19 protein-coding genes are annotated in these 23790 nt (G+C 58.9%); 5 read left to right on the top strand and 14 right to left on the bottom strand.

Features of this window, described 5'->3' with window-relative positions; genetic code table 11:
• Positions 1-139 precede the first annotated feature (139 nt).
• The 14 genes from ATI02_RS21410 to ATI02_RS21345 all read right to left on the bottom strand — a co-directional run bounded on the left by ATI02_RS21410 (position 140) and on the right by ATI02_RS21345 (position 15734).
• On the bottom strand, positions 140-469 hold the full coding sequence (locus ATI02_RS21410; RefSeq protein WP_095189403.1) for a PA3694 family proteiin: 330 nt from the start codon (positions 467-469) through the stop codon (positions 140-142).
• Positions 466-1371: an alpha/beta hydrolase gene (locus ATI02_RS21405; protein ID WP_100847265.1), complete on the bottom strand. Its 906-nt coding sequence runs from the start codon at positions 1369-1371 to the stop codon at positions 466-468. The genes ATI02_RS21410 and ATI02_RS21405 overlap by 4 nt, the downstream gene beginning before the upstream one ends.
• 149 nt (positions 1372-1520) lie before the next feature.
• Positions 1521-2771, bottom strand: a complete 1251-nt coding sequence (locus ATI02_RS21400) for a flavohemoglobin expression-modulating QEGLA motif protein (protein WP_170947256.1) — start codon at positions 2769-2771, stop codon at positions 1521-1523.
• A gap of 60 nt (positions 2772-2831) precedes the next feature.
• Positions 2832-3386, bottom strand: a complete 555-nt coding sequence (locus tag ATI02_RS21395) for a hypothetical protein (protein ID WP_095189406.1) — start codon at positions 3384-3386, stop codon at positions 2832-2834.
• Between the two features lie 155 nt (positions 3387-3541).
• Positions 3542-4246, bottom strand: a complete 705-nt coding sequence (locus ATI02_RS21390; RefSeq protein WP_170947257.1) for a TetR/AcrR family transcriptional regulator — start codon at positions 4244-4246, stop codon at positions 3542-3544.
• A gap of 114 nt (positions 4247-4360) precedes the next feature.
• A complete protein-coding gene (lysS, locus tag ATI02_RS21385; protein WP_095189407.1) occupies positions 4361-5863 on the bottom strand; it encodes a lysine--tRNA ligase in 1503 nt (500 codons plus the stop codon).
• 113 nt (positions 5864-5976) lie between these two features.
• Positions 5977-7072 (bottom strand): peptide chain release factor 2 gene (gene prfB, locus ATI02_RS21380; protein ID WP_099758102.1). Its coding sequence is split into 2 segments (ribosomal slippage): positions 5977-6999 and positions 7001-7072, totalling 1095 coding nucleotides; the frame shifts between segments, so codons are not numbered across the junction.
• A gap of 225 nt (positions 7073-7297) precedes the next feature.
• Positions 7298-8299, bottom strand: a complete 1002-nt coding sequence (locus ATI02_RS21375; protein WP_100847264.1) for a response regulator — start codon at positions 8297-8299, stop codon at positions 7298-7300.
• Positions 8300-8347: 48 nt separating this feature from the next.
• Entirely contained in the window at positions 8348-9358 is a 1011-nt protein-coding gene (gene cheB, locus ATI02_RS21370; RefSeq protein ID WP_100847263.1) for a chemotaxis response regulator protein-glutamate methylesterase, read from the bottom strand.
• Positions 9355-11631: a hybrid sensor histidine kinase/response regulator gene (locus ATI02_RS21365; protein ID WP_100847262.1), complete on the bottom strand. Its 2277-nt coding sequence runs from the start codon at positions 11629-11631 to the stop codon at positions 9355-9357. Before ATI02_RS21365 ends, cheB begins: the two co-directional genes overlap by 4 nt.
• The gene (locus tag ATI02_RS21360) at positions 11628-12311 is read right to left on the bottom strand and encodes a chemotaxis protein CheW (RefSeq protein ID WP_100847261.1); all 684 of its coding nucleotides are present in this window, start codon (positions 12309-12311) and stop codon (positions 11628-11630) included. Before ATI02_RS21360 ends, ATI02_RS21365 begins: the two co-directional genes overlap by 4 nt.
• A complete protein-coding gene (locus ATI02_RS21355) occupies positions 12308-13579 on the bottom strand; it encodes a CheR family methyltransferase (RefSeq protein ID WP_100847260.1) in 1272 nt (423 codons plus the stop codon). The genes ATI02_RS21360 and ATI02_RS21355 overlap by 4 nt, the downstream gene beginning before the upstream one ends.
• On the bottom strand, positions 13576-14112 hold the full coding sequence (locus ATI02_RS21350; protein WP_100847259.1) for a chemotaxis protein CheW: 537 nt from the start codon (positions 14110-14112) through the stop codon (positions 13576-13578). Before ATI02_RS21350 ends, ATI02_RS21355 begins: the two co-directional genes overlap by 4 nt.
• Entirely contained in the window at positions 14112-15734 is a 1623-nt protein-coding gene (locus ATI02_RS21345) for a methyl-accepting chemotaxis protein (protein WP_100847258.1), read from the bottom strand. Before ATI02_RS21345 ends, ATI02_RS21350 begins: the two co-directional genes overlap by 1 nt.
• A 527-nt stretch (positions 15735-16261) precedes the next feature.
• Between ATI02_RS21345 and ATI02_RS21340 the strand changes: the two genes are divergently transcribed.
• The 5 genes from ATI02_RS21340 (at position 16262) to ATI02_RS21320 (ending at position 23768) form a co-directional block, all read left to right on the top strand.
• Positions 16262-16777, top strand: a complete 516-nt coding sequence (locus ATI02_RS21340) for an Hcp family type VI secretion system effector (protein ID WP_007919523.1) — start codon at positions 16262-16264, stop codon at positions 16775-16777.
• Between the two features lie 132 nt (positions 16778-16909).
• Positions 16910-18988, top strand: a complete 2079-nt coding sequence (locus ATI02_RS21335) for a type VI secretion system Vgr family protein (protein ID WP_167394888.1) — start codon at positions 16910-16912, stop codon at positions 18986-18988.
• Positions 18973-19806 (top strand): DUF4123 domain-containing protein, encoded by an 834-nt coding sequence (locus ATI02_RS21330; protein WP_100847257.1) that lies wholly within the window; start codon positions 18973-18975, stop codon positions 19804-19806. The genes ATI02_RS21335 and ATI02_RS21330 overlap by 16 nt, the downstream gene beginning before the upstream one ends.
• 1 nt (position 19807) lies before the next feature.
• Entirely contained in the window at positions 19808-22819 is a 3012-nt protein-coding gene (locus tag ATI02_RS21325; protein ID WP_100847256.1) for a hypothetical protein, read from the top strand.
• A complete protein-coding gene (locus ATI02_RS21320) occupies positions 22767-23768 on the top strand; it encodes a tetratricopeptide repeat protein (protein WP_238156188.1) in 1002 nt (333 codons plus the stop codon). Before ATI02_RS21325 ends, ATI02_RS21320 begins: the two co-directional genes overlap by 53 nt.
• Positions 23769-23790 lie beyond the last annotated feature (22 nt).

The following is a 23790-nucleotide window of genomic DNA, read 5'->3' as shown; positions in this document are numbered from 1 at the left end:
GTCAGGCGGGGCTTTTTCATGCACGATCACAATCCCCCTGTGGGAGCGAGCCTGCTCGCGAAAGCGGTGTGTCAGTCAAAATCCATGCTGACGGTGAATCCGTATTCGCGAGCAGGCTCGCTCCCACAGTTTGATCGAGTTACTGCTCGAGTTTTTGCGGGGTCTCTTCACCCATGCAGCGCACGGCTTTTTTCTGCGCGTTGATCAGCACACCGGTCAGCCCTTTCTGTTCGGTATCAAACAGCACCAGCACGCCATCGATGCACTGCGCCACTTGCGGTGCAGGCTGTAACGAGATCTTGTAGTCCTCACCCGGCACGGTCTTGAGCATGGTGAATTCGTTCAGCAGCAACGCATCCTCAGGCTTGGCGAAGTGCAGGTAGCCGTAGTACCACAGGGCCCCGACCGTGCCGAGGATGCTACAGATACCGGTGATGATCAGCGGGATAGCGTTACGTTCTTCACTCATTGCGGACTCTCATCTTCAGAATTCGGGGTTTGCGGGTAATTGGGGGTTTCGCCGAGGCGGCGCAGGCCGTTGAAGTGCTCGGGATCGTCTAGGTAGCGCAGCATGACCTGCCGCCACACCGGGTCGCCGAAGGTCTGCACGTGGCCGCCACGAGTCAACTGCAGCACGCGCGGAGGCGGTGCGGCCTGATACAGACGGATGCCATTGGCAACCGGCACCAGAGGATCATCGATGCTGTGAAAAATCAGTTTCGGCACGCCGCTGAGTTGCGGCATCGAATTGATCGCGCTGTCACCATCCGGCACCAGCCACGACAGCGGCACCTGGAGTGGCCAGGTCAGCCACGACGTGCTCAGGGCATATTGGCCGACGCCACGGTAACTGGCAGGCACACCGTCGAGCACCAACGCCTTGAGCTGCTTCTGCCGCTCAGGGTGCTGCACCAGCCAATGCACGGCCATCGAACCACCGAGGCTCTGACCGAGGACGATCAGCGGCTTGCCTTTGACCTGGGGCGCCCTGCCCAGCCAGGCGAACGCGGCGTCGATGTCCTGATAGATTGCCGGCAAACTCGGCTCGCCCTCGGACAAGCCATAGCCGCGATAGTCCACCAGCAGCACTTGATAGCCGTTTTTCGGCAACCACCAACTGCCACCGAGGTGCATCGGCAGATTGCCGCCGTTGCCGTGCAGATGCAGGACGGTGCCCTTAACCTCGGCGCCGGGTTTAGCCGGCAGCCACCAGGCGTTGAGCTTCAAGCCATCGGCCGTGACCAGCGTCACGGTGCGATATTCGAGCCTGGCTTTTTCAGGGGTGAAGATCTGGCCCGGTTCGGGATAGAACAACAGTGAGCTGCAACCGCCAAGGGTCAGGAGCAAGCAAAAGATGCCGAGGATTCTCATCCGGTGAAACCTCGCAGAAATAGGGGGCTAAACACAAATCAAACTGTGGGAGCGAGCCTGCTCGCGAAAGCGGTGTGTCAGCCAACATTAATGTTGAATGTGAAATCGCATTCGCGAGCAGGCTCGCTCCCACAGGGGCGACTCATCGCCTAGAGGATATTGGAGTAATCCGCTTCGATCCGGTCCAGGCTCAAATGGTTGAGGAAGTTGGAGAAGCACATCCACGCCGACAACGCGTTCAGGTCGCGGAACTGCTCCGGCAGGTACTTCGGCGGCACCACCAGCCCTTCGTCGACCAACTGGCGCAACGTGCGCATGTCTTCCAGCGTGGTCTTGCCGCAGAACAACAATGGGATCTGCTCAAGCTTGCCCTTACGCACGGCCAACTGAATGTAGTTGTAAACCATGATAAAGCCCTTGAGGTAGGACAAGTCTTTGGTGAATGGCAGACCGGTCGGCGTCGAACCACGGAAAACCCGGCTGGCGTTGCCGTAGCTTTCCGCCATTTCGAAGCCCTGTTCGCGGAAGAACTCGAACACCTGCAAGAAGTCCGCGCCCTCCTCGACCATGTGAATGGCACGGGTGCGGTTGGTCAGTTTGCGCAAGCGACTCGGATAAGAAGCGAAAGTGATGATTTCCATCAGAATCGCCAGGCCTTCCTGAGTCACTGTCGAGGAGGGCGGGCCTTTGGACAGGAAGGTGCAGATCGGCTGGTTCAAACCATTGAGCGTGGTGCCGACGTGGACCAGGCCTTCGTGGACCTCCAGCGCGCGCACATCGCGGTCGTTGAACAGCGCATCGGTGCGGATCTTGATGTAATCGGCACCGGCCGCTGCGTCGGCAACGATACCGTCGGACTCGAACACGCGGATGGTTTCCTCGGCCTCGCCAAACACCTTGTTCAACCGCGTTTGCAGCAGATGGACGGCGTCCTTGGCAGTGAGGATTTTCGGTTCGTCCTTCAGGTCGCCACGGCCATCGATATTGTTCAGGTAGTCGGACATCATCAGGCCGAGGTCGGCCAGGGTCGGGTCACCGGCGTGAAATGCATCGGACGCGGCGCCATACAGTTCCTGCGAGATCAGGCCAAAATCCTCGGTGCCGCGCGCTTCGAGCATGCGCACCACCATGCGGTATTCCTTGCACATGCGCCGCATGATCTGCCCGACCGGGTTGAACTGGCCGAGCTGGCGGGTGATGTCGCGCTCGATGTTCTGAAATTCCAGTTTGACCTTGCTCGAATCGAATGACAGCGGCCGATTGAGGTAGTAGTCGCGATCTACCGCCGGCATTTCCTTGCCCTTGGCCTTGAGAAAGCCTTTACGGATGTTCTCGTCCCACTTGACCGCATCAAGCACACGGATCGGCGTCTGCGCCAGCACAATGCGATCGGACAACATGCGTATCGTCTGCTGGTAATCGTCCACCCGAAACTCCTGTAGAAAACATCACGTACTGAATTATTTGGCGCCGGCCTGGCGCTGATAGCGCACCGCTTCGACGAACACATCGGAATTGGCCGGATCGTCGAGGTAAGCAAAGACCTTGTCGAGACGGCTGTCGACCAGCACGCCGTCGCCATCGTCGGTCTGGAAGGATTGACCGTCGAGGGCTTTCTGGTGGATCGCCTGATTGATCTGCTCGAGATCAAGGTTGTACACCACCAGTTCGTGTTTGTCAGTGAGTTCAAACCCGGCGATGGTGTAGTGGCCACCGAACCGCGCCGGCACTTTTGCCGACAGATACCAGCGATTGCCATGGCGAGACACGGTGAAGGGATAAGCCTCGCGCTCGCGGGGTTTGGCCTTGAACCAGGTGACAGCCTGATAGCGCTCGTTGCCGACGCGCGTCAGCTCAAGGTTCATCGGCTCGCCCCAGGCATTGATGCTCGACCACTTGCCGAGCAGGCCCTTGGGCGCCGCGTCAATGCTGGCCAGCGGCTCCTTGAAAGTCACCAGACAGCCACTGAGCAACAGGAACGACAAGGCGATCAGCACGCCACGCCAGGCTTTCATTCAACACTCCCTATGAACACACGGCCCTGAACATCGCCACATTACCCTGTGGGAGCGAGCCTGCTCGCGAAAGCGGTGTGTCAGGCAACAGAGATGTTGAATGGCAGACCGCATTCGCGAGCAGGCTCGCTCCCACAGGGTGAAGCAACAGTGGATTACACCGACGCCAGCACCAGATGCATATACCGCGTCAGAATGCCGAGCATGTCCTCTTCGGCCAAAGGCTCGGCGTCGTTGAGCAGGCCCTGATATTCCATCCGTCCGATAATCGCCGTCAACACCTTGGCATCTTGCTGCGGTTCACGCGAGCCCAATACCTGGAACAACTGGCAAGTGCCCTGCAAGAGTATCTGCTGATGGGAGCGCACCAGAATCGCCAGACCCGGGTTGAGCAACGCCTCCTGACGGAACGCCTGTTCGGCCATCAAATGCTCGCGGCGGTTGACCAGTTGCCGATGCACGTAGTCGGCCATCAACCGGGCAATATCGTCGGCCAGTTGCGAGCGCGACTCCGGGCTGCCATCGCCACTGACCACCATCTCGCGCAGCAGGCCTTCGTTGTTGTTCCACAGTTTTGCCATGTAGGCCGCACTGCGTTCGACGTATTGGGCGAAGGTATCGGTGAGCAGGTCATCGATATCCTTGAAGTAATAGGTGGTGGCGGAGAGCGGCACACCGGCCTCGGCCGCCACTGCACGGTGGCGCACCGCACGCACGCCGTCGCGCACGACAATCCTCATCGCCGCGTCGAGAATGTCCTGCCGACGCTGCTCACTGCCCTGTCGGCTGGCCTTGCGACCCTGGTACTGAACACTTTCAGCGACCGCAGTGGCGATACCCGCTGCACCTTCTTGAGCTATTGCACCGATCACGACAGGACTTCCTCTGCTATTTCAAAATTAACCAATTGATACATTTGTACCAGACGGGCAATAAAAAGCCGCCTGTTTTAGGCGGCTTTTTAACTGAAACGTTTACGCTTGCGGTCGCATGTGCGGGAACAGGATCACATCGCGAATCGACGGCGAGTTGGTCAGCAACATCACCAGACGGTCGATGCCGATGCCCTCACCGGCCGTTGGCGGCATGCCGTACTCCAGCGCGCGAACGAAGTCAGCGTCGTAGTGCATGGCTTCGTCGTCGCCGGCGTCCTTGTCGGCCACCTGCGCCATGAAGCGTTCGGCCTGGTCTTCCGCGTCGTTCAACTCGGAGTAGGCGTTAGCGATTTCACGGCCGCCGATGAACAGCTCGAAACGGTCGGTGACGTTCGGGTTGTCGTCGTTACGACGGGCCAGCGGCGACACTTCGAACGGGTACTGGGTAATGAAGTGCGGCTGTTCCAGCTTGTGCTCGACCAGTTCTTCGAAAATCATCACTTGCAGCTTGCCCAGACCTTCGAAGCCCAGCACCTTGGCGCCGGCCTTCTTGGCGATGGCGCGCGCCTTGTCGATGTCGTTCAGGTCATCGGCAGTCAGCTCAGGATTGTACTTGAGGATCGAGTCGAACACCGACAGACGTACAAACGGCTCGCCGAAGTGGAACACCTTGTCGCCGTACGGCACGTCGGTGCTGCCCAGCACCAGCTGCGCCAGTTCACGGAACAGTTCTTCGGTCAGGTCCATGTTGTCTTCGTAGTCGGCGTAGGCCTGGTAGAACTCCAACATGGTGAATTCAGGGTTGTGACGAGTCGAAACGCCTTCGTTACGGAAGTTGCGGTTGATCTCGAAGACTTTCTCGAAGCCGCCCACCACCAGACGCTTGAGGTACAGCTCTGGTGCGATACGCAGGAACATTTCCATGTCCAGCGCGTTGTGGTGGGTTTCGAACGGCTTGGCCGCGGCGCCGCCAGGAATGGTCTGCAGCATCGGCGTTTCGACTTCGAGGAAGTCGCGCTTCATCAGGAAGCTGCGGATGTGCGCGATCACTTGCGAACGCACGCGGAACGTCTGGCGTACTTCTTCGTTGACGATCAGGTCAACGTAGCGCTGACGGTAGCGCTGTTCGGTGTCGGTCAGGCCGTGGTGCTTGTCCGGCAGCGGGCGCAGCGACTTGGTCAGCAGGCGCACTTCGGTCATCTCGACGTACAGGTCACCCTTGCCGGAACGGGCCAAAGTGCCAACGGCAGCAATGATGTCGCCCATGTCCCAGGTTTTCACCGCGGCCAGGGTTTCTTCCGACAGGGTTTTACGGTTGACGTAGACCTGAATGCGACCGGTCATGTCCTGGATCACCATGAACGAGCCACGGTTGAGCATGATGCGACCGGCAACCTTGACCGGGATTGCAGCCTCTGCCAGCTCTTCCTTGGTCTTGTCCGCGTATTGCTTCTGCAGTTCTTCGCAGTAGTTTTCGCGGCGGAAGTCATTCGGGAAGGCGTTGCCCTTGGCGCGCTCGGCAGCAAGTTTTTCCTTGCGCAGGGCGATCAGGGAGTTTTCTTCCTGTTGCAGGGCTTGCGGATCGAGTTGTTGGTCGCTCATGTCTTTAGATATTCCATCAGGTTCGTTGCCCCCGGGCCTTGCAGCCCGGGAATCGCCAGCAGGCTGGCTCCTACAGGGATCGCGTTGAATCAGCCAATCCTGTATTGCGTCTTTTACAGCCCCGATTTCAGGCTGGCTTCGAGGTATTCGTCGATGTCGCCATCGAGCACCTTGTCGCAGTCACTGCGTTCGATGTTGGTCCGCAGGTCCTTGATGCGCGAAGCATCGAGAACGTACGAGCGGATCTGGTGACCCCAGCCGATATCGGACTTGGTGTCTTCCAGCGCCTGGGACGCGGCGTTGCGTTTCTGCATTTCCTGCTCGTACAACTTGGCCCGCAGCATTTTCATGGCGGTGTCTTTGTTAGCGTGCTGGGAACGTTCGTTCTGGCAGCTGACCACGGTATTGGTCGGTACGTGAGTAATACGTACGGCCGAGTCGGTGGTATTTACGTGCTGACCACCGGCACCGGAGGAACGATAGGTGTCGATCCGCAGGTCTGCCGGGTTGATTTCGATTTCCACCTTGTCATCGATCTCTGGCGAGACGAAAACCGCGGAGAACGAGGTGTGGCGACGGTTGCCGGAGTCGAACGGACTCTTGCGCACCAGACGATGCACGCCGATCTCGGTGCGCAGCCAGCCAAAGGCGTATTCGCCCTTGATGTGCACGGTCGCACCTTTGATACCGGCGACTTCACCGGCCGACAGCTCCATGATGGTCGCGTCGAAACCGCGTTTGTCAGCCCAGCGCAGGTACATGCGCAGCAGGATGTTGGCCCAGTCCTGGGCTTCGGTGCCGCCGGAACCGGCCTGGATGTCCAGGTAGGCGTTGTTCGGGTCCATCTCGTGGCTGAACATACGACGGAATTCAAGCTTGGCGAGGTTTTCCTCGAGACGGGCCAGCTCGGCGACGACATCGCCCACTGCGCCTTCGTCGTTTTCTTCGACGGCCATGTCCAGCAGGTCACGGCAATCGGCCAGACCGCCGTTCAGTTCGTCGAGGGTATCGACGATCTGCGCCAGCGCAGCGCGCTCGCGGCCCAACTCTTGGGCGTATTCAGGTTTGTTCCAGACACTCGGATCTTCAAGCTCGCGATTGACCTCGGTCAGACGCTCATGCTTTTGATCGTAGTCAAAGATACCCCCGAATAGTTTCGGAGCGCTCGGACAGGTCCTTGATGGTGTTCAGGATCGGGTTGATTTCCATGACGGGCAGCACTCGTTGGCGAACTTTTGAAAGCCGGAGAGTATAACGTAATCAAGCTGTCACGGCAGCCCGTCTGGCGGCTATTGGGGCGAATCACTTGACGTGTTCCGATACAGATCCCCAGTGGGAGCGGGCTTGCTCGCGAAGGCGTCGGGTCAGGCGACATCAACGTCGAATGTCAGGCCGCTTTCGCGAGCAAGCCCGCTCCCACAGCGGATTGTGAACCTATTCAATACCTACTTGGTTGCGGCCATTGTTCTTGGCCAGGTACAACCCGCGATCCGCCGCCGAAATCAGCAACCGGCAATCGCTCCCCGACTCGGGCACCATGGTCGCCAAGCCGATGCTGATTGTCAGGCTCGCGCCCTCACCGGGCGTATTGTGTGGAATCTTCAGCGCCGCCACCGTCTGGCGCAGCTTTTCCGCCACCAGCCGCGCGCCGCCCGGCGAGGTGTTCGGCAGCACCAGGGCAAACTCCTCTCCCCCGTAACGCGCAGGCAGGTCCGACGGGCGGGCGCTGGCGTCGCGAATCGCCGTGGCGACCTTGCGCAGTGCTTCATCGCCTTCGACATGGCCGAAGCTGTCGTTGTAGGACTTGAAGTAATCGACGTCGATCATCAACAACGACAACTGACTCTGGTCACGTAGCGAACGGCGCCATTCCAGCTCCAGGTATTCGTCAAAGTGGCGGCGGTTGGACAGCCCTGTCAGCCCATCGGAGTTCATCAGGCGTTGCAGCACCAGGTTGGTGTCGAGCAACTGCTGCTGGCTGACTCGCAGCGCACGGTACGCGGCGTCGCGTTGCAGCAAGGTCATGTAGGAACGCGAGTGATAGCGGATGCGCGCCACCAGTTCGATGGTGTCCGGCAGCTTCACCAGATAATCGTTTGCGCCTGCGGAAAACGCTGCGCTTTTGATCAGCGGGTCTTCCTTGGTCGACAGGACGATGATCGGAATGTCCTTGGTGGCCGGGTGATTGCGGTATTCACGCACCAGGCTCAGGCCGTCGAGACCAGGCATGACCAGATCCTGCAGGATCACCGTCGGCTTGATCCGCACCGCTTGCGCGATGGCCTGATGCGGGTCGGAGCAGAAGTGGAAGTCGATGTTCTCTTCATTCGACAGCCCACGGCGCACGGCTTCGCCGATCATCGCCTGATCGTCTACCAACAACACCATGGCGGCGTTTTCGTCGGTTTTGATGCCATCGAGCTGTAAGTCATTCATGGGCGGTCACCTGAGTACTGCGAGGGCCAGGATTGCGGATTGGCTTATTCATTTCGGGAAAACCTCCAGCAATCGTGGCGCTATCTTTTCCAGTGGACGGATTTCTACCGCGGCATCGATCGCCGCCGCTGCCTTGGGCATGCCGTACACCGCACTGCTTTGCTGATCCTGCGCGATGGTCAAGTAACCCTGTTGGCGCATGAGCTTAAGCCCTTGCGCGCCGTCACGTCCCATCCCGGTCAATAAAACCCCGACTGCGTCACCGCTCCAGTAGCTGGCGATGCTTTCAAAAAACACGTCGATAGAAGGTCGGTAGATCTCGTTGACCGGTTCGGCGGTGTAGGCCAGCGTGCCGTTTTTCAACAATCGAATATGGTGATTGGTGCCGGCCAGAAGCACTGCGCCGGCCTGCGGTGGTTCGCCTTCGCGGGCCAGACGCACGTCGAGGCCGCTGGCGCTGGCCAGCCATTCAGCCATGCCGGCGGCAAACACCTGGTCAACGTGCTGCACCAGCACGATGGCCGCGGAAAAGTTGCGCGGCAAGCCCTTGAGCAGCACTTCCAGCGCCGCTGGCCCGCCCGCGGACGAGCCGATCGCCACCAGCCGCTGGCACGAAGCCGAACTGCGCTGGGGGGCTGGGGCTGGGCGCGAGCGCGCGGGTTTCTCGCCAATCAACCAGCCGATGTTGAGTATCTTGCGCAGCAACGGTGCTGCCGCTTCCTGGGCGTTGCCGGCGCCGAGGGCCGGGGTGTCGACCACATCCAGCGCACCGTGGCCCATGGCTTCGAAGACCCGATGCACATTCTGCTGGCGGTCAACGGTGACGATCACGATCGCACAGGGACTTTCCGCCATGATGCGCCGCGTGGCCTCGACGCCGTCCATCACCGGCATGATCAGATCCATCAGGATCAGATCCGGGGTATTTTCGGCGCACAGGCGTACTGCCTCGGCGCCGTTGTACGCGACCCAGACCACCTGATGCGCAGGCTCGAAGGCCAGCGCCCGGCGCAGGGCCTCCACCGCCAGCGGCATATCGTTGACGATTGCGATCTTCATGCCCGCGCTCCCCCGATAAGCTCGACCACTGCATCGAGCAGGGCGTCGTCATGAAAACTGGCTTTGGCTAAATAATAGTCGGCGCCGGCGTCCAGTCCACGGCGCCGGTCTTCTTCGCGATCCTTGTACGACACCACCATCACCGGCAGCGATTGCAGACGGTTGTCGCGACGCAGCAAGGTGACCAGTTCGATGCCGTCCATGCGCGGCATGTCGATGTCGGTGATCAGCAAATCGAAGTCCTCTGAACGCAGCGCGTTCCAGCCGTCCATGCCATCCACCGCCACCGCCACGTCGTAGCCGCGATTGAGCAGCAGCTTGCGTTGCAGTTCGCGCACGGTCAGCGAGTCGTCGACCACCAGCACTCGCTTGCGCGCCACTTCTGCCGCTTGATTGCCGTGGCGGGCGATGCGTTCCAGGCGCCCGGTATTGAGCAGTTTATCCACCGAACGCAGCATGTCCTCGACGTCGACGATCAACACCACCGAACCGTCATCGAGCAAGGCCCCGGCGGAAATGTCCTGCACTTTGCCCAGACGCTCGTCCAGCGGCAATACCACCAACGTGCGCTCACCAACAAAACGCTCGACCGCCACACCGTAAATCGCATCGCGCTCACGAATCACCACGACTTTCAGGGTTTCCCCGCTGTTCTGGCTGACCGGACGGTTCAGCAACTGACTGGCCGCGACCAGCCCGACATGCCGGCCTTCGTGCCAGAAATGCTGGCGTCCCTCGACCTGCACGATGTCTTCGGGGGCCAGATCGCACATGCGCTCGATATGCGCCAGTGGAAAGGCGTAAGCCTCTTCGCCGACTTCCACCACCAGACTGCGCACCACCGACAGGGTCAGCGGCACTTCCAGATGAAAACGGCTGCCCTCGCCCGCTGTCTGCTCCAGCACGACCGCGCCGCGCAGTTGGCGCACCATGTGCTGCACCGCATCCAGGCCAACGCCCCGGCCGGAGACTTCGGTGACCTTGTCGCGCAGGCTGAACCCGGGCAGAAACAGGAAGGTCAGCAGTTCCTCTTCGCTCAACTGCGCCGCCGTTTCGGCTGGGGATAACTGGCGCTCGACGATGCTGCGGCGAACCTTTTCCAGATCCACACCATTGCCGTCATCGCTCAACTCCAGCACCAGCAATCCGGCCTGATGCGAGGCCCGCAGGCGGATCAGGCCTTCCTCAGGCTTGCCCTTGAGCACACGCTGCTCAGGGGTTTCGATGCCGTGGTCGACCGCGTTGCGCAGCAAATGGGTGAGCGGCGCTTCGAGTTTTTCCAGCACGTCGCGATCGACCTGAGTCTTCTCGCCTTCGATCTCCAACCGCACCTGCTTGCCGAGGCTGCGGCCCAGATCGCGGACCATGCGTACCTGACCGCTGAGCACGTCGGCGAATGGCCGCATCCGGCAGGCCAACGCGGTGTCATAAAGCACTTGCGCGCGTTGACTGGCCTGCCAGGCGAACTCATCGAGTTCGGCGTTCTTTTCTATCAACAGTTGCTGGGATTCAGCGAGCAAACGCCGCGCATCCTCCAGCGCTTCCTGTGCCTCAAGGCTCAGGGCATGTTCCTTGAGGTGGACGTTGAGGTTTTCCAGTGCGCGCAGACCGTTGTTCTGCATGCGTTTGAGGCGTTGCATGGTCGCCAGATGCGGCTTGAGGCGCTGGGTTTCCACCAGCGATTTGCTCGACAGATCGAGCAGGCTGTTCAAGCGTTCGGCAGTGACTCGCAATACGCGTTCGCCACCCTCAGTGCTGCGCTTGCTGTTGCGTGGCGCCGGTTCGAATGACTCGACCGCAACCTCTACAGAAGGCGCAGGCACTAGCGGCGCTTCGAGTTGCAACTCGGCCATGACGGGCGCGGCGATCACTGCTGGCGATGCCGACGGATCGAGCAGTTGCCCCATCAACGCGACGTAAGCGTCAATGTCTGGAGGTTGTGGCGCATTGGCAGGCGTGGCGATGCGCATCAACAAATCGGTGCCCTGCAACAACGCATCGATGTGCTCCGGACGCAACAACAAGCGCCCTTCCTGCGCACTGACCAGACAATCTTCCATCACATGCGCGACGCTGACGCCGCTGTCAATGCCGACAATCCGCGCCGCGCCTTTGAGCGAGTGCGCCGCGCGCATGCACGACTCCAGTTGATCGGCCTGAGTCGGGTTACGTTCCAGCGCCAGCAGCCCGGCGCTGAGCACTTGGGTCTGGGCTTCGGCTTCGAGGCTGAACAGCTCCAGCAAGGAGGCGTCGCGCATTTGCTCGGGGGTCATGTGAGGCTCCGGGTCACGGCGGACAGCAGCTGTTCTTCATCCAGCCAGCGCAGGCTGCGACCCCGATATTGCAGCACGCCACGGGTGTATTTGGCGCTGGTTTGCGTACCGGATTGCGAGGCGGCCTCGAGAATTCGCTCGTCAATCGCATGAATGCCGTCGACTTCATCCACCGGCACCACCACCGGCCCGCCACTGGCGGCGATGATCAGCATGCGTGGCATGATCCGCGCGCCGCCGGCCGGGGCCGCGTTGCCATCCAGATCCAGCAGTTCGACCAGCGACAGGCACGCCACCAACGCGCCGCGCACATTCGCTACGCCCAACAAGGCGCGCGAGCGTTGGTGCGGCAACGAATGAATGGCCTGCATCGGCGCCACTTCAACCAGGCTGCGTGTCGCCAGCCCGAGCCATTCTTCGCCGAGGCGGAACATCAACAGTGAACGGGTTTTCAGCTCGGTTTCGACCGCTATCGCCACCGGGTCACGCTCGTCCTGCTGCAAGGCATAACGGTCTAGCAGACGCGTGGCGGCGGCCGAGTACACCGAGCAATTGCGGCAGTGGATGTGTTCTTCCAGCAACGGGCACGACTTGTCGCCGTGAATGCCGATGCGGTTCCAGCAATCATCGATGGCCCGGGCGTCTTCGTGGGTGACGTTCAAGGTGTCGGACGCGATCATCGTTTACGCTCACTGTCGGCAGTGCGCTCGCTGCGGGCGGCGCGTTCCTGCAATCGTCTGGCACCGGCGCTGTCGCCCTGGGCTTGCAGCAACGCGGCCAGGTGCATCAACGCTTCGGGATGTTGCGGTTCGAGGTACAAAGCCTTGCGGTAATACCCTTGGGCTTCGAGGGCTGAGCCTGCGACATCGCTGAGCAGACCGAGCCAGTAGAAAACCTGCGCCACCGGTTCGTGGCTGCGCAAATACTGTTCGCACGCGGCGCGGGCCTCGGCACTTTTGCCTTCGTTGGCCAGCGCAGCAATGTTGGCCAGTAGCGTCGCGGCGTCGGGATTTGCGCTTTTGCGGGTGGATGGCAGCGGCGCCACCGCGGCAAATGGTCGATTACGCACGGGCGGTGGCGGCGCACTGCGCAGCGGTTGGCTGACGGGCAACGGAACGGGTTTGGGAATTGGCAGTGGCTCAGGCACAGGCTCGCTGTGGCGACTGAACGCAAACGACTGCGGGATGCCGATCGAACGCATGCCCAGACGACCGAGGAGACTGCCCTCGGCCGGGCCGATAAACAGCACGCCGTCAACGTGGGTCAGGCGCTTGAGCACTTCGAAGACCTGCTTCTGGGTCGGCTGATCGAAATAGATCAGCAGGTTCCGGCAAAACACGAAATCGAAAGCCGGTTCGTTGGCCAACAGCGCCGGATCAAGCACATTACCGACCTGCCAACGCACCTGCTCGCGCACCGTTTCATTGACCCGATGGCCATCCTGCTCAGCGGTGAAATGCCGCTCGCGATAGTCCAGATCCTGGCCGCGAAACGAGTTCTTGCCGTACAGCGCGCGCCGCGCCTTTTCCACCGACAGGGGACTGACGTCCATGCCGTCGACCTTGAACTGATGCGGTTTAAGCCCGGCATCAAGCAGGGCCATGGCAATCGAATACGGTTCTTCGCCGGTGGAGCACGGCAGGCTGAGGATGCGCAGCGCCCGCATGTTGTTCAACTCGCCGAGACGCTTGCACGCCAGTTTGCCCAGCGTGGCGAAGGATTCCGGATAACGGAAAAACCAGGTCTCGGGAACGATCACCGCTTCGATCAGCGCCTGTTGCTCGTCCCGCGAGCCTTGCAGCAGTTGCCAGTATTCGTCGGCATGGGCTGCTTGCGAAAGCGTCGTGCGCTGACGCACCGCCCGCTCGATAATCGCCGGCCCGACCGAAGTGACATCAAGGCCGATGCGCTCCTTGAGGAAATCGAAAAAGCGCTGATCGCTGCTCATGATTGCGCCTCAAGCTGCGCCGGATCCCGTGGCGGATTCGGGAACAACAAACCGCGCACGGAATCATCGAGCAAGTCATTGACCCGCGCCCATTGCACCAGCCCTTGCGCGTCCTCGCGTACAGGGCCGAGGTACGGCGCTTCCCGGTTATCGAGGCCGTAGGGCTGAAAATCCTCTGGATCGCAGCGCAAAGTGTCGGTGGCCTGCTCAAGAATCAGTCCGAGCCATTGCGCTGGTTGCGCTTGGTCCGGGCGATAGTGAACCAGCACCAGACGCGTGCTGGTCCGCGCCTCGGCAGGCTGACCAAAAGTCAGCGCACTGAGATCAATCACCGGCACCACCGCGCCGCGATAGGCGAACACCCCGGCGACCCACTGCGGCGCCCGGGCAATCGGTTTCAACGGCAGACGCGGCAGCACTTCCGCCACTTCGGTGGCGCGCAAGGCATAGCGCTCGCTGCCGATGCGAAACAGCAGGAACAACGCCTGCTTCGTCACCTGCGCGACGCTGCGTTTGGCGATGATTTCGCTCATCAGACTTTAAATCGCGAAACGCCGCTGCGCAGCCCGACGGCCACCTGGCTCAGTTCATCGATGGCGAAACTGGCCTGACGCAGCGACTCGACGGTCTGGCTGCTGGCGTCGCCCAACTGCACCAGCGCATGGTTGATCTGCTCGGCGCCGGTGGCCTGGGCCTGCATCCCTTCGTTGACCATCAGCACGCGCGGCGCCAGCGCCTGCACCTGATGGATGATCTGCGACAGCTGCTCGCCGACCTGTTGCACTTCGGACATGCCGCGGCGCACTTCTTCGGAGAACTTGTCCATGCCCATGACGCCCGCCGACACGGCCGACTGGATCTCGCGAACCATTTGTTCGATGTCGTAAGTGGCCACGGCCGTCTGGTCCGCCAGACGCCGCACTTCGGTGGCGACCACGGCGAAACCACGGCCGTATTCGCCAGCCTTTTCGGCTTCGATAGCGGCGTTGAGCGACAGCAGGTTGGTCTGGTCGGCGACCTTGACGATGGTCACTACCACCTGATTGATGTTGCCGGCTTTCTCGTTGAGGATCGCCAGTTTGGCGTTGACCAGATCAGCAGCGTCCATCACCGAATGCATGGTGTCTTCCATGCGTGCCAGACCTTGCTGGCCGGAACCGGCGAGCACCGAGGCCTGATCGGCAGCGGTGGACACTTCGGTCATGGTGCGTACCAGATCCCGCGAGGTGGCGGCGATTTCCCGCGAGGTCGCACCGATCTCGGTGGTGGTGGCAGCGGTTTCGGTGGCGGTGGCTTGCTGTTGCTTGGAGGTCGCGGCGATCTCGGTCACAGAGGTAGTCACCTGCACCGACGAGCGCTGCGCCTGGGACACCAGTGCGGTCAGCTCGGTCATCATGTCGTTGAAGCCGGTTTCCACCGCGCCGAATTCGTCCTTGCGGTCGAGGTTCAGTCGGCTGCTCAAGTCGCCGGTGCGCATGATTTCGAGAATTTTCACGATGCGGTTCATCGGCGCCATGATCGCGCGCATCAACAGCAGACCGCAGGCACCGGCCGCCAGCACAGCGATCAGCAGCGAGATAAACATGCTCACTTTGGCCGCTGCGACAGCGTCGTCGATGTTGGCCATGGCCTGATCGGCGACTTTCTTGTTCCAACCGATGATGTCATTGAGCTTCATGCGGCCGCTGTACCAGGCCGGGGTCAGTTTCTCATTGAACAGCTTGAGCGCATCGGCTTCCAGGTTGCGTCCGTGCAGGTCCAGCACCTGATCCTGAATCTTCATGTAGGCGTCGTGGTACTTCTCGAACGCGGCGAACTCGGTACGGTCCTGCTCGGTGGCCATGGTTTTGCGGTAGTTGGCCATTTGTTCTTGCAGGCGGTTTTCGAACGCCTTGTAATCCGCCGCATCCTCGCTGGAAATCCCCTCCCCTTCCTTTAACCCGAGCAGTTCTTGTGTCTGCAAGTAACTATCAACCCACGCACCACGGATCATCGAGCTGTAATAAACCCCGGGGATCGCATCATCGCGGACGCTGTTTTCACTGGCTTCGATCTTCAACAGCCGCGAATACGAGAGAACTACCATCAAAAACATGATGGCGATAATCACCGCAAAGCTCGCCAAAATGCGTTGGCGCAACGTCCAGTTCTTCACAGTGATTCCTCGTGCCTAAGTCGAAATGCGGGGAGTATAGCCGAGGGCGGTGTCTCATTAATAAGACGCTTTTTAACCCTCGTGCCCGCCCGGGTGAATCCACAGCGGCCTCTGGGATGGGACTTTCCAGTAAGCACAGCGTGGCTTGCCAGTGACGGATTGGCAGAAAGGGGCGCTGGATCGATCATTCGTGGCTGATGCGTCGATGGCCAATAGCGGCCATCAGCCATACTGCGCAAGAAGTTGCGCAGTAGGTCATAATATTTTAGGGGTCAAATGCTCTGCAGGCCAAGCCAATCATGGCCTGCAGCCAAGTGCGCAAGAAGTTGCGCAGTACTGCGCAACTTCTTGCGCACTTTTGCCCCCAAACCACGGCCAAACATCCTACGTTTAGCGACCTACACCCGCTAAACCCCCGGATTCAGGTCCCCTCACACAAGCTGGCACGCTCCTTGATAGCTCTTAGGCACCCACCGGGCGATTTCGCCTCCCGGGCACCCTAAATTTATCCGCAAGGAGAGCACCCCATGGCAACACCAGCGTACATGTCGGTTACCGGCGAAAAACAAGGCCTGATCACTGCCGGCGCCTTCACTGCCGACTCTGTTGGCAACACCTACCAGGAAGGCCACGAAGACCAGGTCATGGTTCAGGCTTTCAGCCACGACGTGATCATCCCGCGTGACCCACAATCCGGTCAGCCAACCGGTCAGCGCGTTCACAAGCCAGTTGTGATCACCAAGGTCTACGACAAGGCTTCGCCTCTGCTGCAAGCCGCTCTGACTTCCGGCGAGCGCATGAGCGAAATCGTTATCCAGTGGTTCCGTACTTCGGCTCAAGGTACCCAAGAGCACTACTACACCACCAAACTGGAAGACGCGATCATCGTCGCCATCAACAACAAAATGCACAACTGCCAGGATCCAGGCAACTCGCACTTCACCCACCTGGAAGAAGTGCAGTTCACCTACCGCAAAATCACCTGGACCCACGAAGTATCCGGTACTTCGGGTTCCGATGACTGGCGTGCTCCAGTCGTTTAATTACGGCTGATCGTTACAAACATCGGCCAGCTTTGCTGGTCGATGTTGTTTACGCCCCTCCAGAATTTCGCGTACGTTGACCCGCTTTTGCGGCCGTCGACGAGCGCCGCTGTACAGCACGAGGAACAAGGGATGTTCGCGCCGGCCAATGAAACTCACTTTGCCCTGACCATCGAAGGGCTTTCCGCCGATTTTCAGGTGTTTACCCTCACCGGCCGGGAAGCCATCAGCCAGCCTTTTGTCTTTGAGGTGGAGCTGGTCAGTGAAAAACCGTCGCTGGACCTCGAAACCCTGCTGCACAAACCGGCCTTCCTGCAGCTGTCGCCCGATGGCAGCGGCATCCACGGCCAGATCTACCGCGCCGCGCAAGGTGACTCCGGCAAACGCCTGACCCGTTATTCGGTGACCCTGCGCCCGCAACTGTCGTACCTGGCGCACCGCATCAACCAACGCATCTTCCAGAACCTCAGCGTGCCGAAAATCATCGGCATGGTCCTCGAAGAGCACGGCATCCAAAGCAACGCCTACGAATTCCAGACCGGCTCGGTTTACCCCGAGCGCATCTACTGCGTGCAGTACGACGAGTCGGACCTGCATTTCATCCAGCGCCTGTGCGAAGAAGAAGGCATTCACTACCACTTCCAGCACAGCGCCACGGCGCACAAGCTCGTGTTCGGCGATGACCAGACGGTGTTCCCGAAACTCAAGCCAGTGGCCTACCAGCAGGACTCCGGCATGGTCGCCAACGACCCGGTGATCAAGCGCTTCGACCTGCGCCTGGAAACCCGCACCAGCCGCACCACCCGCCGCGATTACGACTTCGAAAAACCACGCCTGACGCTGGAAAGCGAAAACCGCGGCGACGCCCTGCCCGACCTCGAAGACTACGACTACCCAGGCCGTTTCATCGACCGTGAGCGCGGCAAACACCTGGCCAAACGCGCCCTCGAACGCCACCGCAGCGACTTCCAACTGGCTGAAGGCAAAAGCGATCAATCGTTGCTGGTCAGCGGCCATTTCCTCGCGCTGACCGCGCACCCGAAAGCCAAATGGAACGACCTCTGGTTGCTCACCGAAGTCCTGCACGAAGGCAAACAGCCGCAAGTGCTGGAAGAATCGGTAACCAGCGACACCACCGCACTGAAAGACGATTTCCACCAGGGCTACCGCAACCGCTTCCAGGCCACCCCGTGGGACGTGCCCAACCGCCCGCCGCTGCGCCATCCAAAACCGCGCATCCTCGGCAGCCAGAGCGCCGTGGTCACCGGCCCGAAAGGCGAAGAGATCCACTGCGACCAGTACGGACGCGTCAAAGTCCAGTTCCACTGGGACCGCGAAGGCCAGGCCGACGACAAAACCAGTTGCTGGCTGCGCGTCTCATCCGCCTGGGCCGGCGCCCAGTACGGCGGCATCGCCATCCCGCGCATCGGCATGGAAGTGCTGGTCACCTTCCTTGAAGGTGACCCCGATCAACCGCTGATCAGCGGCTGCCTGTACCACAAGGAAAACACCGCCCCCTACGAACTGCCGGCGAACAAAACCCGCAGCACCTTCAAGACCCTGAGCTCGATGGGTGGCGGCGGTTACAACGAACTGCGCATCGAAGACAAGAAAGGTCAGGAGCAGATTTACCTGCACGCCCAGCGCGACTGGGACGAGAACATCGAGCACGACCAGAAGATCCGCGTCGGCAACGAACGCCACGACACCGTGGAAAAGAACAGCTACAGCGAATTCAAGGCCGAAGAACACCACACGGTTTATGCCGATCGCAAAGTCGAAGCGCGGGCGAATGATCACCTGACCGTGGGCGTGAATCAGCACATCAAGATTGGGACTGGGCAGTTCATTGATGCCGGGCAGGAAATCCACCTGAGCAGCGGCATGAAAGTGGTGATGGAAGCCGGCGCTGAACTGACGCTCATTGGCGGTGGGAGCTTCATCAAGATCGACGCTGGCGGCGTGACCATGAGCGGGCCGGTGATCAACATGAACTCCGGCGGTGGACCGGGTAGCGGCACGGGCGCTGCGCCGTTGTTGCCGGGGCCGTTGAAGCAGGCGGATGCGGATAAGGCTGGTACGGTGTTAGTGCCGGCCATGCTCAACCCATTTGTACGAAAAAGCGTTCAAGGCCTCCCCCTTGTTCCGATCTGTGGAAAGCAAGCCAATGGCGCTTGCTCGCGAGAGGTTTGCCCATGTCTGAATGGTTAAGTCACTTTCTTGAACAACCCGTGGCCACGACACCAGCAGGCAGCGCTGCAAGCCGCTCCTTGTATTGCATCATCGACAGCGTCCGGCAGCCTCGCGCTCTGGAACAGCTCTATCAACAGGCTGACATAGGCGAAGTCGAAAAACTTTTCCAGGGCACACCTTTCGCCGAAATGAACGACGTCAGTCCACTATGGCTGCAGTTGAAGCCGGGAGGCGCCGCCGCAGCCAAGGCCTTTGAGCTGTGCCGCGCAAACCGCGCAGGAATCCTGCTGGCCACCCGGGACACACCGGAAAACGCCCTCCTGCATGCCCGTCGGCTGTTACGAATGAACAGCAAATCCCACGGGGACTCACTGGCACGCTTTTACGATCCGGCATTCTGGAGTGCTCTGGCGCTGACTGTACCTGCCCAGGCTCTATTGGGTCCGTGGCAAAGCGTCTACACACCACCCTCGCATATTGACGATATGAACTGGCGCGTCTGGGAACAAACTCAAGAATTCGATGCCTCTACTGGCGAGCACAGGTATCCGCTGCAACTTCAGGAAACGACATTGGTTGCGTTCGATGAAGTGCGTTGGTGGTACTGGATTCGAGCCCGCGAAGCCGAATCGGCCAACGGTTTGCCGAATGAACAACTGCCGGGAATATCCGAAAATTTGCAACTGCTGGTGGATCACGGCATAGAAGAGGGACGCCACCTTGAGCGTCTGTTGCCGCAGTTGAACCAACGCCCGTTGCGAGCGCGAGCCGACGTAATGAACGTGCTGAGCAGCGATATGCCGGCATTCGAGAAAGTACAACGACTGGAAGTTTGAAATGACAGGTACGTCCGAACAAGCATCTACCCCAGAACAACCACCTGTTGTTATCCCGGCGGACCCACCGAAGTCATCTGCCGACTCAGAAACGTTCTGCAAGGACAAGAAGCCGGGTTGCAGCAGCAGCTATGACGACATCATCTACGTCACCGGCCAGCGTCGGTTCTGGCTGTTGCCCAAGCGCACGTCCGAGAAGCTGAAAGAAAGCGTCAACCTGCTCAAGCAAAAAACCGTCGACGCAGACAAAGCCACGCGAATGAGCAATATCGCCGATGCCGGGCTGATGGACTACTTCCTCACGCCCGGCCCGGAGGCTTTTCTCGAAGCAGACGACCGTAGCAGTTACCTGGCGTCGAAATCGGCAATCCCCGAAGACACGGCGAAAAAAGCGCAGTGCCGCAAAGATTGGGACGCAGCTAAAGCCAAAGGTGACAGCAACGCGACGATGCACGCTGAGCGCGAGATGTTCGCAGCTCAGCAACGCATCGATAAAAACAAAAAGAACATGGAAACGCTGGAAAAGGTCTCCGACACCAGCGCAGAGAAGTTGGGGTACAAGCGAGAAAACGGGGTTTTCTACACGCCGCGCGCCTTGAAGGCTCGCGAGGCCATCGACAAGTACATTAAAGAACGTGACAAGGCAAAAGCTCACGGCTACAAAATGTTCGATCCCGGCAGCAAAAAAATTGCCTCGGCGTGGGAGCACCTGAAAGACTACAAGGCGCTTCACAAAAAACTGATTGAAACCGGCGAGATCGACGAAAAGAAACTCAAGGGTGTGCAGATCAACATCCTCGCACTGAAAGACCTGATGTCCCCATACATCAATGCCATCGTGGAACTCGCCGAGTGCGGGGTGGCGGTTCCCGAGTTCGCACTCAGCCCTGACGACCAGTACGCAGGGACCGAGGATTTTCAGGCCTTTATCGAACTGACAAACAAACGCGATGAGCTTGAGAAAAAAATCGAAGCGCGTTACTCCCAATGGGTCTCGGCTACCGGTGGCAAGTCAGCGCCACCCGGAGTGCTGTTTGTCAGCTTGCAAAAGCAGTGGTACGACCTGAACACAGAGGCTGAGCGGATTCAGACCACCGCCGAAGCACGCGTTCGAGCACTGAAGCCTCCCCGCCTCTTCCTCTGGGACGCGGAGAGCTACAAGCCAAAACCCCTCGAACGCCTGGCCAAAACCAACATTCCGCTACGCGAACTCAGCAGTGCTTCTTCCACATCGATCCTTAACCACATCAGCCTGAAACATCTGGCTCAAGCGGGTGGCAACGCGTTCCAAGGCCAACTTAAAGAGCTGGCGACCAGTTTGCCCAAGTCGATTGCCAAAGAAGCAGACGATGATCGTGTGTTCAGTGATTGGCTGGAACAGGAAGGCGCGCTGCAATTCGATGAGAAAGGCCCATGGTTCGATGAACATGGCCTGTTCCTGCCAGAAAAATTCTTTGCTGCGCTGGAAGCCAAAGGCTACAAAGTCGAAAGCATCAAAGCCGAAGCCAAGAAAAAAAGTTGGGGCGAAAACCTCAAAGCCATGGTTTTCGAAGATAAGCAGTTGCGCAACCTCATGCTGTTCGACAACAGCCCCCAGGCCCAACTGGTTCGATGCTTGCTCCCGGAAAGCGCCAACCTGCTGTCCGAAGTCAAAATGGAAGGCCCCACTCTGAAAAGTGGTTCCCCTCAGATTGCCAACGTAGAAGTTGCACTGGATGTAACAGCGTGGCGCGGGGAAGTCAGCTTACTCAAAGTCGAATTCCCGAAACGGGCAAAGGCCGATCCTTGGGTCGCAAAATACAAGGCTCATGACGGCAGCGTGCGCAGCGTCAACTTCGGCAAACTGTCTCTGGATCTGGAAGCCAAGGCCTGGGGATTCGCTGGCGCAAGCCTCATGCTGTCACGCGACCTGACCCTGGACCAGAAAACCGGCTACACCAGCCTTGTCGGTGTGGACATTGCCGAGAAATCCGGCGACCTGGCGAAGTTCGAAGTGTTTGCCGGCGCTCAAGCCGGGTGCAAAGTCACCGGCAAACTGTTCTGGTGCCCTCCCCCAAGCGTCCTCCCGCCTGCACCCGTGCCCAATCGCATTTCAGCCAACCAGTGGCGCCCTTTGGCCAAACTGGAGGTTGAAGTGGCCGTGGCCATCGGCGCCGGCTACACCGGCGACATGCAACTGCGGATGCAAAACGGCCTACTGCTGTTATCGATCAAGGGCGCGCTGGTTTGGGGCGCAGGCGTCAAAGGGTATTTGACCTTTGAAGTCGGCTACGACAGCATCGTGGCCTTGACGGAACTGGTGCGACAGGAAATGGCCGCGAACCAATACAAGGATCTTGAGTGGGTCGATGGCGAAGCCATGGACTATCTGCAGAAACTGAGCTTCCTCGGCGCCACGGGTATCGATGTGGCGTTTGCCTATGTGCGTGGGTATGCCATTGTTAAAGGGTTATTTGATGCGCTGACCGAGGGGGGACGTGGGGGACAAATTGCTTACTCGATCGGCAGAATTGAAAATAGACAAGATATGCAAGATTGGGTATGCAACCTCCAACCACAAGCGCTGGGTCCATTATTGCTAGCTTTGAGCGCCGGTCCTAAAGCGTTCACCGTAGAAGAGGATGGCAAAGAGGACCAAAGCTTTAACGGGGATCACGCTTACCTAATACAACAACAGGCGATTGAACGATGCTTAGGCTGGATATCCAGTAAGCCTGGAGCAAATCAACAGTTTGAAGAAGCAATTATTTGCATGAATAGAGATGGTGCACGGCCTCAACAGGCAGGACTCGCATATTGCAAAAATAAAGCGAAACTCGACTTATTTATGTCTGAACGTGTTCTGGGCCTGACTGAAATCAATAACATAATGCGTGCCAGGTACAAAGATCGCGCATTGAAGCTCGGAGCAAACTTAAATAACTATTGCGGATACAGCACTGTATATGAAGGACCTGCTTTTGCGCCTACTCAAGGACTCAAAGTTACATACCGAGGGCCAAACATTGATTAAGCGAATCGCTCTAATTTGTCTGTCATTTTTTTTCATCTCCTGTGTTTCGGCTCAGCAATTATCAGCCAGAGATAAGGGAATTGCACTTTTTCATCAAAGCGCATGGACTTCTTCACAGCCTTTTTTGCAAACTGCTGCAGAAGCGGGCGATCGAGACGCTCAGTATTACTTAGGCGAGGCGATCCGCTTAAGTAACCGCTACATGACAGAGGACGCCGTAAAATGGTACGAGGCCGCAGCCGAACAAGGACATCTCTATGCCATGCTGCGTCTCAGTAACAAAGAAGATCTCTGCACCGTAATCGAAACCTGCACTCAAAAAAGTGGTAAGGACTGGAGGGCGCAGGCCTTAAAAATTGCACACGAACGCGCGGAGAGAGGCGACACCGAAGCAATGGTAGCGCTCTATACAGCTAAACAAGGCTTGGAGTGGTTAGAAAGGGCTGCAGAGTCGGGTGACAACTTCGCTCAGCAACTTCTTGCGAGTGCCTACCAAAATGGAAAAGGTTGGTTCGTAATTCCTGGCAGTCGAGAAAAAGCAATCGAAAAATGGTTTAAGGCATCAGCGGAAGGGGGATTCCCTCCGGGGATGTATCTTTATGCGAACTATCTGTACGAACACAACGGAAGTAAACAAGATGTCGGAAAATGGCTTAAGAAGACTGCCGAGTCGGGGCACATTGACGCTCTAGGCGGCTACTCCCTTAATATCGCCCATCTTCCAGATAGCTATGGCTTCCCCTTAGATCTAATAAAAGCGTATGGATATACATACTTAATTTCAAATCTGAAGGGAGGTGCTATCGCCCCAGAAGAAGCGAGGCTAAACCTTCCAAGGATTGCGGAGAAAATGGGGCCGGAGGAAATCAAGTCGGGAATTGAATTCGCCAAAGATTGGGAAAGAACACACCCACCACTTTCTTACTTCGATCCAATTTATGGTTATTAAAAAATCCAACCACAGAGCAAAC

This window comes from Pseudomonas baetica, from assembly GCF_002813455.1.
Classification (GTDB): Bacteria; Pseudomonadota; Gammaproteobacteria; order Pseudomonadales; family Pseudomonadaceae; genus Aquipseudomonas; species Aquipseudomonas baetica.
Note: the sequence above shows the minus strand (reverse complement) of the source record. Positions and strands in the feature narration are given on the sequence as shown.